The 13530-nt window shown below is 63.7% G+C and carries 15 protein-coding genes and 1 pseudogene; 7 read left to right on the top strand and 9 right to left on the bottom strand.

All coding sequences use genetic code 11. From position 1 onward, the window contains the following. Nucleotides 1-265 precede the first annotated feature (265 nt). Nucleotides 266-1366 carry a GGDEF domain-containing protein gene (locus NKI54_RS10460; RefSeq protein WP_023677471.1) on the top strand — a complete coding sequence of 367 codons (1101 nt, stop codon included), beginning with the start codon at nt 266-268 and terminating at the stop codon, nt 1364-1366. Here NKI54_RS10460 and NKI54_RS10455 read toward each other — a convergent pair. Further along, on the bottom strand, nt 1356-2387 hold the full coding sequence (locus tag NKI54_RS10455; protein WP_352691421.1) for a 2-dehydropantoate 2-reductase: 1032 nt from the start codon (nt 2385-2387) through the stop codon (nt 1356-1358). The two genes, NKI54_RS10460 and NKI54_RS10455, sit on opposite strands and share 11 nt — an antisense overlap. A gap of 129 nt (nt 2388-2516) precedes the next feature. Here NKI54_RS10455 and dapE point away from each other — a divergent pair, with 129 nt between their 5' ends. Both dapE and NKI54_RS10445 read left to right on the top strand, forming a co-directional pair. Next, a complete protein-coding gene (dapE, locus tag NKI54_RS10450; RefSeq protein ID WP_352691419.1) occupies nt 2517-3716 on the top strand; it encodes a succinyl-diaminopimelate desuccinylase in 1200 nt (399 codons plus the stop codon). Nucleotides 3717-3718: 2 nt separating this feature from the next. Further along, nucleotides 3719-4327 (top strand): transporter, encoded by a 609-nt coding sequence (locus NKI54_RS10445; protein WP_352455970.1) that lies wholly within the window; start codon nt 3719-3721, stop codon nt 4325-4327. Here the strand turns inward: NKI54_RS10445 and truA are convergent. Genes truA through def form a run of 4 tightly spaced genes read right to left on the bottom strand, consistent with a single transcriptional unit; the run spans nt 4309 to nt 7065 of the window. Continuing rightward, complete coding sequence (gene truA / locus NKI54_RS10440; RefSeq protein ID WP_352568526.1) at nt 4309-5064, bottom strand: tRNA pseudouridine(38-40) synthase TruA; 756 nt, start codon at nt 5062-5064, stop codon at nt 4309-4311. The two genes, NKI54_RS10445 and truA, sit on opposite strands and share 19 nt — an antisense overlap. Before the next feature lie 18 nt (nt 5065-5082). After that, nucleotides 5083-5592, bottom strand: coding sequence for a GNAT family N-acetyltransferase (locus NKI54_RS10435; protein ID WP_352568527.1), 510 nt, complete (start codon nt 5590-5592; stop codon nt 5083-5085). Then, nucleotides 5589-6518: a methionyl-tRNA formyltransferase gene (gene fmt, locus NKI54_RS10430; protein ID WP_352691558.1), complete on the bottom strand. Its 930-nt coding sequence runs from the start codon at nt 6516-6518 to the stop codon at nt 5589-5591. Before fmt ends, NKI54_RS10435 begins: the two co-directional genes overlap by 4 nt. Nucleotides 6519-6534: 16 nt before the next feature. Beyond that, nucleotides 6535-7065: a peptide deformylase gene (gene def, locus NKI54_RS10425; protein ID WP_352455964.1), complete on the bottom strand. Its 531-nt coding sequence runs from the start codon at nt 7063-7065 to the stop codon at nt 6535-6537. Between the two features lie 103 nt (nt 7066-7168). Between def and NKI54_RS10420 the strand changes: the two genes are divergently transcribed. Next, nucleotides 7169-8431 (top strand): DNA recombination protein RmuC, encoded by a 1263-nt coding sequence (locus NKI54_RS10420; protein ID WP_352691418.1) that lies wholly within the window; start codon nt 7169-7171, stop codon nt 8429-8431. A gap of 39 nt (nt 8432-8470) precedes the next feature. Here NKI54_RS10420 and NKI54_RS10415 read toward each other — a convergent pair whose 3' ends face one another. The 3 genes and pseudogenes from NKI54_RS10415 to NKI54_RS10405 all read right to left on the bottom strand — a co-directional run bounded on the left by NKI54_RS10415 (nt 8471) and on the right by NKI54_RS10405 (nt 10835). Further along, complete coding sequence (locus NKI54_RS10415; RefSeq protein ID WP_023676952.1) at nt 8471-8875, bottom strand: GFA family protein; 405 nt, start codon at nt 8873-8875, stop codon at nt 8471-8473. A 67-nt stretch (nt 8876-8942) separates the two neighbouring features. Further along, a pseudogene (locus tag NKI54_RS10410) lies at nt 8943-9903 on the bottom strand (cation diffusion facilitator family transporter). 122 nt (nt 9904-10025) lie between these two features. Continuing rightward, nucleotides 10026-10835, bottom strand: a complete 810-nt coding sequence (locus tag NKI54_RS10405; protein ID WP_023676954.1) for a transglutaminase-like domain-containing protein — start codon at nt 10833-10835, stop codon at nt 10026-10028. Nucleotides 10836-11049: 214 nt separating this feature from the next. Between NKI54_RS10405 and NKI54_RS10400 the strand changes: the two genes are divergently transcribed. Together NKI54_RS10400 and sugE are read left to right on the top strand one after the other, a co-directional pair. Continuing rightward, nucleotides 11050-11175: a hypothetical protein gene (locus NKI54_RS10400; RefSeq protein WP_013528464.1), complete on the top strand. Its 126-nt coding sequence runs from the start codon at nt 11050-11052 to the stop codon at nt 11173-11175. Nucleotides 11176-11329: 154 nt separating this feature from the next. After that, complete coding sequence (sugE, locus tag NKI54_RS10395; protein ID WP_352588587.1) at nt 11330-11644, top strand: quaternary ammonium compound efflux SMR transporter SugE; 315 nt, start codon at nt 11330-11332, stop codon at nt 11642-11644. Between the two features lie 82 nt (nt 11645-11726). Here the strand turns inward: sugE and NKI54_RS10390 are convergent, their stop codons facing one another. Then, a complete protein-coding gene (locus NKI54_RS10390; protein ID WP_023676956.1) occupies nt 11727-12155 on the bottom strand; it encodes a DUF6481 family protein in 429 nt (142 codons plus the stop codon). A 231-nt stretch (nt 12156-12386) separates the two neighbouring features. Between NKI54_RS10390 and NKI54_RS10385 the strand changes: the two genes are divergently transcribed. After that, on the top strand, nt 12387-13448 hold the full coding sequence (locus tag NKI54_RS10385; protein WP_352635034.1) for an LLM class flavin-dependent oxidoreductase: 1062 nt from the start codon (nt 12387-12389) through the stop codon (nt 13446-13448). Nucleotides 13449-13530 lie beyond the last annotated feature (82 nt).

The raw sequence follows: 13530 nt of genomic DNA, 5'->3' as shown, positions 1-13530 counted from the left end.
TTTTGTTTTGACGCAATTCCGGACGGAAAACCGCTTCACACTTTTCCTGGAATTGCTCCAGAGCGGCGGAACGGGGAGTTCCGAAAGCCCGGTTTTGCGCCGGATGCTCTAAGCGAATGTTAATCACCCTGGCCCAGCATGCCGGCGAAGACTGTGTCGACCGGCACGGAGCGCTCGACTGGCAAGCGACCTATCCCTGACCACCAACGAGCCGCGCAAAACGTGGAGCGCCGCCGCTCGCCTGTTTGCCTGGTTCTCTTCGCCGATGAAATTGGAACCGGAAGCTGTCCGCGCCCGGCTTCTCGACACCACCTTCGAGCGCAAATTCGCGGTCCTGTTCGGCACCATCAGCGTTCTGTTGGTTGCGGTCAGCGCCGCTCTTGCCACCGGGGATTGGTGGCCCTACGCCTGGATTGCCGCCGACCTGATGCTTTTCACCGTCCGCGTTCTGCTGATGCGGGAATGCGAGCAGGCCCGCAGGCGCGGCTCGAAAGGGCCGCTGGCGGGCCTGATGGCAGCCAGCGGCGTCTGGTCGGTCGTTTTCGGCCTCGGCTGCTATGGCTGTGTTGCCAGCGGGAATATGGCGCTTTCCGTACTTGCCGCCTTGAATGTCGCAGGCGTCGTCGGCGTGGTGTCGTCACGCAATGCGGCGACCCCGCGCTTCGCCATATTCGTCATGTTGGCCGTAAGCCTGCCTTACGTGGTCGGTGCATTGTTTTCTGCGGCGCCCGGAATGCCGATCGTCGGAATTCAAACGCCGTTCTATGTGGCCGGCGTCATCATCGTGCTGCTTCAGAACCACGCAATCAATGCCCGCATGATCCGCGCCGAACTGGACAATCGCGACCTGGCCATCAAGGACGCGCTGACCGGCCTGCCAAACCGCATCTTCCTGCAGGAGAAATTGCGCGACATGTGCCGCGACCTTGCGGCGCCGGCCGCCAATGGCGGCAAGCCGTTTGCAGTGCTCAGCATGGATCTCGACGGTTTCAAACAGGTCAACGACCGTTTTGGCCACGCCGTCGGCGACGTGCTGCTGCGCAAGGTGGCCGAGCGATTGAAGCGCGGCTTCCGTCCGGGGGACGTGGTCTTCCGCATTGGCGGCGATGAATTTGTCATCCTTTTGCCCGCAACCTCGGAGATCGAGGCCACCTACCTGGCAAAGCGGGCCATCGAAAAGGTCTCGGTGCCTTTCGACCTCGGGGTCGGTTCCGCCATCCATGTCGGCTTGAGCGTCGGCAGCGCATGCGCACCCGCCGACGGAGGCGATCCGGAAATCCTGCTCACCTGTTCCGACCATGCGCTCTACGAAGCCAAGCGCACCGGCAAGGGCCGTTACTGGGCGCCTGTGCGGGCTACGATCTGACGGTCGCGACAACGGCTTCCGGCGACAGGCAGGGCGATCCGCGCCTCTTCTGCTCGGCCGCGCGCACCAGTGCCGTGACATGCTTCAGCAACGGCGCCGGCGTGCCGGCCTTTTCGGCCAAACGCAGGACCGCGCCTTGCAGTTCGCCGATCTCCGTCGGCCGGCGGCGCTGAAGGTCATCCCACATCGACGAACGCGCGGCAGGGTCGATGGCAAGCATCCGCCGCGCCAAGAACTTGAACAGCCAGTCGGGCAGGCGAAGCACTTTCGGCAGCAGCGCGGGACGCAGGCCGGCGATGCGAGCGGGTTCGATGCCCGTCGCCATCATTGCCGCCAATGCTTCGTCGATCTGGCCGGCCAGGATCAGCCGCCAGCGGCGATCGGCAAGCTCTGCCGCCAGCGGCAGGCCGGAAAGCGCCACCAGCGCGTTGTTGAGGTTGAGCAGCAGCTTGCCCCATAGCACCGCTTCGATGTCACCATGCGTGGCAACGGCAAAGCCCTCAACGTCAAGCAGTTCGTCAAGGCCTGTCGGACCCTGTTCGATCATCACCTTGCCGCCGCTGGCGCGGTGCAGACGAAGCGGCAATTCGCCCTCCGCCGATTGGACCACGTTGAACGGCACCATGCCCGCGAGCACCCGCCGGGCGGCGAGATGGGCTCGCAACTTATCGGCATTGTCGACGCCGTTCTGCAGACTGAGTACCACCGCATCCGGTCGGGCATGGGCCGCAATAAGCCCGGCCATGTCCTGCGTCGCGCCGCTCTTGACCGTTAGCAGGATGACATCGGCACCGGGGAATGCCGCGGCCGGATCGGCGGTGACCGACAATGCCTCCGGCTTGACGGATCGGTCGCGGCCATCACGGTCGGTGATGCGCAATCCACCTTTTTGCAGCGCCTTCTCGATGCGAGGCCGCGCCAGCAGAACCACCTTTCGTCCGGCAAGTATCAGGCAGCCGCCGGCGTAGCATCCGATACTGCCGGCACCGGCGATTACGATCGTCCTGCCATGCGTGATCATGCGATGGCCCTGTCCTGGTCGAGAGGCCTGGCCGCAACTATACGGCATGAAAACCATAATGTCGGCGGCATGGCTGGCCCTTATGTCTGGCCGTGACAGGCCTTGCGCTTTCGACTATCGCTTTTGCCCATGACGCTGCCTACCGATCCGACCAGAAATCTGGCTGCTCTCATCCGCTGCGCTTCCGTGACGCCCGCCGAAGGCGGTGCGCTGAGCGCGCTGGAAGAAATGTTGAAGCCGCTCGGCTTTGCCGTCGAGCGCCCGGTGTTTTCCGAATCCGACACACCTGACATAGAGAACCTTTACGCGCGGCGTTCCGGCAACGGCCCGCATCTGATGTTTGCCGGCCATACCGATGTCGTGCCGGTGGGCGATGAAACAGCCTGGACGCACCCGCCCTTTGCCGCCGACATCGCCAATGGCGAGATGTTCGGCCGCGGCGCCGTCGACATGAAGGGCGGCATTGCTTGTTTCGTCGCGGCGGTAGCGCGACATATCGCGCAGAAGGGCGGCCCGAACGGGTCGGTCTCGCTGCTGATCACCGGTGATGAGGAAGGGCCGGCGATCAACGGCACGACGAAGCTGCTCGAATGGGCGGCCGCCAAGGGTGAGAAATGGCATGCTGCGATCGTCGGCGAGCCGACCAATCCCGACGCGCTCGGCGATATGATCAAGATCGGCCGGCGCGGCTCGCTCTCCGGTACGGTCGTCGTCAGCGGCCGCCAGGGACACGCCGCCTATCCGCAGCTAGCCGACAATCCCGTGCGCGGCCTGGTGACGCTGGTCGACGCCTTGCTTGACCCCGTCTTCGACAACGGAACAAGGGATTTCCAGCCGACCAATCTTGAGGTCACCTCCATCGATGTTGGCAACCCTGCCACCAACGTCATCCCGGCGAAGGCAGCGGCTACTTTTAATATTCGCTTCAACGACACATGGACTGCCGAGACGATCCAGGCCGAGATCCACAACCGCCTCGACCGGGCGGCGAAACGCAAGAAATACCGCGCCGGCAAGAAGACGCCGGTCGACTACGAGATCGTCTGGCGCGACGGGCCGAGCCATGTTTTCCTGACACGCGACGACAGGTTGATCGAGACGCTTGGCGGCTCGATCAAGGCGGTGACCGGCAGGAAGCCGGCGCTCTCCACCTCTGGCGGCACCTCCGATGCCCGCTTCATCAAGGATTATTGTCCGGTGGTCGAATTCGGACTGGTCGGCAAGACCATGCACATGGTCGACGAACGCGTGGCGATTGCCGACCTCGAGACGCTGACGCAGATTTATCTGCGCTTCGTTGAAGACTGGTTTGCGCAGGACATATCCTAGTGATGCTTTCAGCGGATGAAACCTACGCTTCGCTTGCCGGTGCCTGGCGGCTGATGCTCGGCAAGGCCGACGGATTTCGCCTGCTCGACCTTTCGGCGGACGGTTTCTGGAACTCCTTTTTTGCCATCGTTGTCGCGGCGCCGGCACTGATCGTCGGCTGGGTCGGTATTGCCAACGAGATCGGCGATCCCAACGCATTCGTCGGCCGTTTCAGCATGTTGATCCGCCTGGCCACCGTCGATATCGGCGCCTGGGTGCTGCCGCTCATAGGCCTCGCCCTGGTGGCGCCGCGGGTCGGCGTCGGCGGCCGTTTCGTCCATTATGTCGTGGCCAGCAATTGGGCCTCGGCGATCATCGCCTGGATGATGCTGCCATCGGCGTTGATCCGGCTTTTCCTGACGTCGGCCAACGAAGTCTCCGGACTCGTGTCGCTGCTGTTGTTCGCGCTGTCGATGGTATTGACCTGGCGGATGACCAACGTTGCGATCGGCAGGGGTGCGGCCACCGGCAGCGCCGTTTTTGCCGGCATGTTCGTGGCGTCGCTGATCGTCCTGTTCGGCCTGCAGGCGCTGCTCGGGATCAGCGTTCCGGATCAGCCAGGCGTCGGATAATCGACGCCGACGAGAAACAGCCCGTCGGGCGGCGCCACCTGACCGCAGGCCGCACGGTCGCGCGCCTCAAGCGCCGCCTTGAGGTCGGCAACAGTCCAGCCGCCTTCGCCGACACGTTTGAGCGAGCCGACCATCGAGCGCACCTGGTTGTGCAGGAATGACCGCGCCGAAGCGCGGACCTCAATGAAATCGCCCGCCCGGCTGACATCCAGCCGGTCGAGCGTGCGGACGGGGCTGGTGGCTTGGCACTGGGTCGAGCGGAAGGTGGTGAAATCATGCCGGCCAAGCAGCACCTTTGCCGCCTCGTGCATGGCACCGGCATCGAGCTGCTTCGGTACCCACCAGATCTTGCCCTTGTCGAGCGCCGCCGGCGCGCGGCGATTGACGATGCGGTAGAGGTAATGGCGGCCGATCGCCGAGAAACGCGCATCGAAGCCATCCGGCACGACGGCGGCCTTCAGGATGGCGATGCGCACCTTGGCCGCTTGCAGATGCGCGTTGACGGCGTCGCGCACCTTGTCGCCGGGCCATGCCTTGATCAGATCGACATGCGCCACCTGAGCGGTCGCATGGACGCCGGCATCGGTGCGGCCGGCGGCGCGCAGCGAAACCTGCTGACCACAGAACTTCTCGATCGCCTGCTCGATCGCCTGCTGCACCGATGGCTGGTTGGCCTGGCGCTGCCAGCCGGCGAAGAGACTGCCGTCATATTCGATGTCGAGGCGAAAACGCGGCATTCCCGGATCGAGGCGAAATCAGGCGGCGAGGGCTGACCCGAAGGCCGAGGCGTAGACCAGCCTGCCGGTCTCCGGCGCCTCGCCCCAGGCAAGCGCCTGCAGGGCTTCGCCCTGATAGTCGCTGTCGAATTTCGCGGCACGGGCACGGCTGTAGCCGAAACGGCCATAGTAAGCCGGATCGCCGAGCACCACGGCGAGCGTCTCGCCAGCAGCCTTCAGGCGGATATGAGCCTCGCGTACCAGGGCACCGCCGATGCCGGTGCCGTGGAACGACGGCTCGACCGCCAAAGGAGCCAAAGCCACCGCCGGGAAGCTCTTGCCGCCATTCTGCACGAAAAGCCGTGAAAACAGGATATGGCCGACCACTTGCCCGTCTTCGTCCGCCACCAGTTCGACGACGGCATCACCGCCGGTGACCAGCGCGTCGACCAGTCCGGCCTCCGTCTGCTGGCCGAATGCGTGTTCTTCGACAAGGCGGATCGCCTCGCGGTCCCGCGGCGTCGCCGCGCGTATGGACATCATGCTCATGACAATTTCATTCCTTTTTCGAGCTTGGCCCCGCGCAGAAACTCCTGCGCGGCAATGGGCCTTCCGCCCGCACGTTGAACTTCGACCAGCCTGATCGCGCCTGACCCGCAGGCGACCGTCAGTCGGTCATCGAGAATTCCTCCCGGTTCGCCGGCGCCTTGCGAGAGCGTCGAGCGAAGCAGTTTCAGCCGTTCCACGCGGCCGCCGATTTCGGCCTCGCACCATGCACCGGGAAAGGGCGACAGGCCGCGAATCTGGTTGTGCACGTCGCCGGCAGGTCGCAGCCAGTCTATGCGAGTCTCCGATTTATCGATTTTCTTGGCGTAGGTCACCCCCACCTCCGCCTGTGTGGTAAATGTCAGCGTATTCCGCTCCAGCCGTTCGAGCGCTTGCACCATCAGCGCAGCACCGAGGACCATCAGCCGGTCGTGCAGATCGCCGGCCGTCATGTCGGGACCAATGGGACATTTTTCAACCATTGCCACCGGGCCGGTGTCGAGGCCTTCCTCCATCCGCATCACCATAATGCCCGTTTCGGTATCGCCGGCCATGATGGCGCGCTGGATAGGGGCAGCGCCGCGCCAGCGCGGCAATAGCGATGCGTGACCGTTGAGGCAACCGAGCCGCGGCGCCTCGAGAATGGGTTTGGGCAGAAGCAGCCCGTAGGCGACGACCACGGCGACGTCGGCACCCAAGGCGCGGAACGCCTCCTGCTCCGCCTCGCCCTTCAGCGACACCGGCGACCGCACCTCGATGCCAAGCCGCTCCGCCTCGCGCTGCACCGGCGACGGCGTCAGTTCGAGCCCGCGCCGGCCGCCGGCGCGCGGCGGCTGCGTGTAGACGGCTGCCAACTCGTGCCCGGCCCCGGCAATCGCCCGCAGCGTCGGCACGGAGAATTCGGGCGTACCCATGAAGATGACACGCAGGGGCATTCGTCGACGCCTACCCCACCATCTTGCCCGGCGCCTTGTCCCTGGCGAGCTTCTTGAATTTCTTGACCACCATGTCGCGCTTCAGCTTGGAGATGTAATCGATGAACAGCACGCCGTTGAGGTGGTCGATTTCATGCTGCAGGCAGGTCGCCATCAGGCCCTCGGCCTCGATCTCCTGCAGCTTGCCGTCGCGATCGAGATATTTCACCCGCACCGCCGCGGGGCGCTCGACCTCGGCATAGTAGTCCGGGATCGACAGACAGCCTTCCTCGTAGACCGAACGCTGGTCGGAGCTTTCAAGGATTTCGGGATTGATGAAGACGTGCGGTGCCGGCGTCTCGTCCTCTTTGGCCAGGTCGATCACCAGCATGCGCAAGGGTTCGCCGACCTGGATCGCTGCGAGGCCGATGCCGGGCGCGTCGTACATGGTGTCCAGCATGTCGCCGGCCAGTTTGCGCAAATCGCCATCGACACGCTCGACCGGTTTTGAAACCTGGCGCAGGACGGGATCGGGGAGGATGATAAGCGGCTTGATCGACATGGCGTCTCACCTAAGACGTCGCAGGAAAAGCGTCAACCGGGGCGCCTCCGGGCCGTTCACGTTTTGATCTGTGCCGACGTTCCGAATCATCTATGCTGTCGGCATGAACGAACTGGCCACCATCCTGTCCGAACCTGTCGCCCGCCTCGGCGCCACCACACTCACCCTCGGCCATGTCCTGGGTTTCGGTGCAATGCTGTTCCTCGGTCTGTTCGTGGCGTTGGTCATTGCGCTGTGGCGATCGGCCAAGGCGCGTGCGGTAGCGGCCGCGGAAGCCGCCGACCATGCCCGCGACGCCGAGGCGCGGATGGCCGGCATTCTGCAATCCCAAGCGGAAATGCAGGGCCGCATGGGCGCCATCGCCGAAGTGTTCGGGGCGCGCCAGGCGGAACTGACACAGTCGATCGGCCAGCGCCTCGATGCCATGACCGGCCGCCTGGGCCAGACCATGACCGAGCAGACGAGATCGACGCATGAGAGCCTCGCCAAGCTGCAGGAACGGCTGGCGGTCATCGATATCGCGCAAGGCAACATCCAGTCGCTGGCCGGCCAGGTCGTGCAATTGCAGGCGATCCTTTCCAACAAGCAGACGCGCGGCGCCTTCGGCCAGTCGCGTATGGAAGCCATCGTCGCCGACGGATTGCCGCACGGCGCCTATGAATTCCAGGCGACCTTGTCGAATGGCAGCCGGCCCGATTGCCTGGTGAAGATGCCGAACGGCGCACCGTCGCTTGCCATCGATGCAAAGTTTCCGCTCGAGGCCTGGAATGCCATCCGGGCCGCCGAAGGCGCCGAACTGCAGAAGACCGCCGCACAGGCTTTCCGCCGCGACATCGAGGTGCATGTCCGCGATATTTCCGAAAAATACCTGATCCAGGGCGAGACGCAGGACACCGCCTTCATGTTCGTGCCTTCGGAATCGGTGTTCGCCGAAATCCACGAGAATTTCGAGGCCGTTGTCCAGAAGGCGCATCGCTCACGGATCGTCATCGTCTCGCCATCGCTTTTGATGCTGTCGATCCAGGTCATCCAGGCGATCCTCAAGGATGCCCGCATGCGCGAGCAGGCACACCTGATCCAGGGCGAGGTTATCCGGCTGATGGAAGACGTCTCCCGGCTAGACGAGCGGGTGCGCAAATTGCAGACGCATTTCGGCCAATCGGCCAAGGATATCGACGACATTCTGGTCTCGACATCGAAGGTGACCAGGCGCGGACAAAAGATCGAGGCGCTGGAGTTTGGCGTGCAGCCGGCGGAGGACACCGCTGGTTCGAATGGCAGCGGAGCAAAAGCGGAAAGCAGCCCGCGCGTCGCCGATTCGAAAACCGGGCAGTTGAGGCTAAGGGTCGTCGAAGGCGACGATTGAGAGCTGCGCCGGAACCGGAGGCTTCGCCCCGGTCTGGCGCTACTGCTCCTCGATGATGGTTGTGCCTTCGAATTCCGGCAGCCAATGCAGCGCCGAGCGGTGCCAGATCTGCTTTCTCGGCACCAGTTGCTCGCGCTGCCGTGCCGTGCCGACCCTGATACCGTAAACCTTCGGTCCCTCGCCCGCCGACGTGGCGTAGAGATGCGAGCCGCACTCACCGCAAAATGCCTGGGCACGCTTGGCGCCGCTCGAACCGGTCTTGATGTAGATCTTCGGCGTGCCCTTGGTGATCCTGTAATTGTCCTCGGACGCCGGCACGGTGACGCGAAAGGCCGTTCCGGTTAGCTTCTGACAATCGATGCAGTGACAAATGGTGGTCTTTTCCGGATCGACTTCGGCCTCGTAAGTGATAGCGCCACAATGACACGCGCCGTCGATTTTCATCTTCGTTCCTCCTGGAGCTTTTGCCCGCAATCATAACCGGGACTGCCCGATGGCGCAGCCATTTTCCTCAGGCCGGTTCCCCTCCGGACGCCGCCAAGGCCTTGCTCCGGCGTTCCCAGGTGCCGGTGGTCTGCGGCTTGACGAAGAGCCGCGTCACCTCCGGCATCTCCGCCTTCAGCCGCGTCTCGAGGCGCTCGACACAGGTCTCTATCTCCGGCGCCGACAAATGATCCTCGAACTCGATGCTCAAAGCGGCGACGATCTCCTGCGGACCCATATGCAGCGTCAGCGCGCCATTCGCCCGCTGCACCGCCGGGTCCTGCTGGACGATGGCCAGCACCTCTGTTTGCACCTCGGGCGAAGCCGGCTCGCCGAGCAGCAGGCTTTTGCTTTCGCGCGCCAGGAAGATCGCGGTCCCGCCCAGGATCAGCGCGATGCCGATCGACGCGGCGCCGTCGAGCTTCGGCATGTCCAGCAGTTCCGCCGCCGATATCCCGGCGAAGGCGACAACGAGGCCGAGAAGTGCCGCGCTGTCCTCGAAGAGTACGGTGTAGACACTCGGATCCTTGCTGAGCTGCACCGCCTCGAGCCAGCCGTGGCTGCCTTTTTGGTGGCGGAATTCCTTCAGCGCCACCAGCCAAGAGGTGCCTTCGAAGAGGAAGGAAACGCCAAGGACAGCGTAGTTCACCTTGGCGTTGGCAATCGGCTCCGGCGCCATGATGTGCGTCACGCCTTCGTAGAACGATATGCCGGCACCCAGTGCAAAGACGAGGAGCGCGACGATGAAGCTCCAGAAGTACAGCTCGCGGCCATGGCCGAGCATGCGTACGGTCGGCCGGCCGGGCGGCACGGTGCATGCCGTAAAGCAGCAGGCTGCCATTGCCGGTATCGACGAGCGAGTGGACGCCTTCCGAGAGCATTGCCGAGCTGCCCGTGAACAAGGCAGCGGCAAATTTGGTCAGTGCGATCGCAAGATTTCCGGCGAGCGCCGCATAGATCACTTTTTTCGACCCGCCATGCGCCGCCATGGTGTGCTGCCTTGGTTGATGCACCGAGATTGGCGGAGCGCCCGCCCACGCTCCACAGTCCCCACAACGCCCGAAGTGCCCAGTTGTTCACAGGGTCAGTTGTTCAAAAGGGCGGCGCGGGGCTATTCGACGACCTCGTCCGTCCAGACCTTGAAGCCAGCCAGCGCGCCCGGCCCAAAAATGTGGGTCAGCGGCACATCGGCGGCATCGCGTCCGGAGGCAATCAGGATGCGGCCGATGCGCGGCGCGTTATTGCGCGGGTCGAACGCATGCCAGCGGCCGCCGAGATAGACCTCCATCCAAGCGGCGAAATCCATGTCCGACCACGGCTTTGGCAGGCCGATATCACTGATATAGCCGGTGCAGTAGCGGGTCGGAATGTTCAGGGCGCGGCAGAAGGCAACAGCGAGGTGAGCAAAGTCGCGGCATACACCACTCTGCTCGCGATAGGCCTCGGCGGCGGTGCGCGTCGGCCGTGCATTGAAATAGTTGAAGACGATGTGGTTATGGACGAAGTCGCAGACCGCCTGGACGCGCGGAATGCCGAGCGGGGTGTTGCCGAACAGCCGCCACGCTTCATTCGACAGCACGTCGCTCTCGCAATAACGGCTGGGCAGCAGGAACAGCAGCGTCTCCGACGGCAGATCGCGCACCTCGTGCTGCCACGCCGTCAGCTCGCGCGTCTCGAAGGAGCCGGGGTCGCGGATCACCGCGTCCGTGCCGAACGCAAAGCGCCCGGCCGGCGCAACGAAACGGTTGCACCAATTGCCGAAACTGTCGCGGTAGCTTTCGATCGGCACCGGCGGGTTCGACGTCAGGAAGTCCGGCCGCTCAAGATCGGATGCGCGCGAATAATGGACGTTTAGCATCGCGATCAGCGGTGTTTCCTGCGGGAAGTCGAAGCTCATCTGGCAACCGATGTGGATCCGCATTGTCGTCCTGACCGGCCTGCCTGATCATCAGCCGGCGAAACGCAAGGGCTGATGCTGCAGTGCGAAGAAGACCATGGCACGGACCGCTGCGGTTTACGAGGGAATTAGAAACCAGTTGACAGCCATCGGCCAGGGCGACTGCACGGCAGCGGCCTCTTGCAGTCGAGCGTTTCTCTTGTTTCACTTCGCCAGACATCAACTGGAGGAACGAATCATGGCTAAGGGTGCGATGAAGGCAGGCAAGGAGGCCCGCAAGCCGAAGAAGGACGCGAAGAAACCGGCTCCGGCGCCGGCCCTGAAGGCACCGCCGGTGAAGGCGATGAAGCTGAAGGACAAGTAGGGCCGCAGCTACCGTTTCGGCTTATCTCGACCGGCCGCAAACGCGGCCGGTATGATTGTTCACTAAGCTCACGCGCATCCCCTATGGATGCGGCGAAGGCAATTTTTGCGCTTTTCAAGAAATCGGCCGGAAGCCATCGAAACGGAGCGTTCCGATGTCGTGGATCTTCCTGTTGTTCGCCGGACTGTTCGAGATCGGCTGGGCGATCGGCCTCAAATACACCGACGGATTCTCGAAGCCGCTGCCGAGCGTCCTGACGGTAGCCTCGATGATCGTCAGCCTGACCTTGCTCGGCCTGGCGCTGAAGGCGTTGCCGGTCGGCACCGCTTACGCGGTGTGGACCGGCATCGGCACCGTCGGCACGGCGCTGTTGGGGATATGGCTGCTCGGCGAGCCAGCGACGGCGATCAGGCTGGCCTGCATCGCGCTAATCGTCTGCGGCATCATGGGACTGAAGCTCGCGGCTTAGCCGATTCTGACAGACGAACGCGTTCGGGGCCGCTGCAAGGCGGCCCTGATTCTTGAATTCGGCTGATCAGTGCCGGAAGGCGCTATCGCGCGGAGAAGCCGGGCGGCGTCCTGCCGGTGCGCTGCTTGCGCGCCGCATAGCGTGCGTCACGCTTAGCCTTGCGTTCGGCCTCGTCGGCAAGAAAACGGGCGATCCGCTCGTTCTCTTCAGCTTCCCGGATCTTCGCTTCGGCCTGTGCGGCTTCTTCCGCGGCGATGCGTGCCGCTTCGGCAGCTGCCTCGCGCTCGGCCTTTTCGGCCGCTTCGCGCGCCAGCTTTTCCTGCTTCAGCCTGGCCTTTTCGGCCTCGCGTATCGCGCGGGCCTCGAGGATCGCCTTGCGCTCGGCCTGTCGTGCCAGCACCGCTGGATCATCTGGCGCCGGCTTTGCCTTGAAGCGCTCCAGAAGCGCCTTCTTTGCCTCGTTTGCGGCATTGCGCCGCTCGAAAACGTCTTTTTCCCTATAGATAGCCAAGTCCACTTCCCTGAAGTCAATTTGCGAGGCTTACATACGCGCGAAAACCGAGAGTTCAAGCGCCAAAACGGTATGCCAGCCATGAAATTCTGATCTGTTGCAGCCGGGAGACGCCATTTCGATTGAATTCGGCTGAAACGGACATGCACTGTTCACCATCCGGCCCTCTGGCGGCGCGGCGGGCGGGTCGCTACCTCTAGCGCGAAAAACAAAACGCCAGGATGACACATGATGGAACTCGGTCTCTATACCTTCGCCGACGTCAGCCCGGAAACGGGGCCAGGCGCCATCGGTGCGCATGAGCGGCTGCGCAACCTGATCGAGGAGATCGAACTGGCCGACCAGGTCGGCCTCGACGTGTTTGGGCTGGGCGAGCATCACCGTCCCGATTATGCCGCTTCGGCGCCAGTCGTGGCCCTGGCCGCGGCGGCCGAACGCACCAAGCGCATAAAGCTGACCAGCGCGGTCACCGTGCTTTCCTCCGACGATCCGGTTCGCGTTTTCCAGCAGTTTGCGACGCTCGACCTTTTGTCCGGCGGCCGGGCCGAGATCATGGCCGGGCGCGGTTCGTTCATCGAATCGTTTCCGCTGTTCGGCTACGAACTCGAAGACTATGACGAGCTCTTTGCCGAAAAGCTCGAACTGCTGCTCGCCATCCGCGATCATGTCAAGGTGACCTGGTCGGGCAGTCTGCGCGCGCCGATCAACGACCGCGGCGTCTATCCGCGGCCCTTGCAGGACAAATTGCCGATCTGGATCGCCGTCGGTGGAACACCGCAATCCGTCGCCCGCGCGGGTGTGCTCGGGTTGCCGCTGGCACTGGCGATCATTGGTGGCGAGCCGGCGCGGTTCGCACCGCTGTTCGACATCTACAGGGATGCAGCCAGGCGCGCCGGCAACGATCCGGCAAGCCTTGCCACCAGTCTCAACGTGCACGGCTTCATTGCCGACACCACGGACCAGGCAGCCGACGATTTTTACGGGCCGCAGGCCGAGGTGATGAACCGCATCGGCCGCGAGCGCGGCTGGGGGCCGACATCGCGGGCGCATTTCGACCAATCGCGCGGCCCAAACGGCGCGCTGTTCGTCGGCAATCCAGAACAGGTGGCCGAGAAGATCATTGCCCAGCACAGAATATTCGGCAACGACCGCTTCCTGCTGCAAATGGCGATCGGCACCATGCCGCACGCCAAGGTGATGAAGGCCATCGAACTCTACGGCACCAAAGTGGCGCCGATCGTGCGCCGGGAAACTGCGAAGGCCGTTCCCGCCGTGGCGGCGCCGGTTGCCTGATTCCCGGTCACCTGATTCATTGCCAAGGCCGCGAGGCGGCCTTGCCGGTGACGCCAGCTAACGGAACCTTGAAGCGACAGAG

It is taken from the genome of Mesorhizobium sp. M0663 (assembly GCF_040320585.1).
GTDB lineage: Bacteria > Pseudomonadota > Alphaproteobacteria > Rhizobiales > Rhizobiaceae > Mesorhizobium.
Note: the sequence above shows the minus strand (reverse complement) of the source record. Positions and strands in the feature narration are given on the sequence as shown.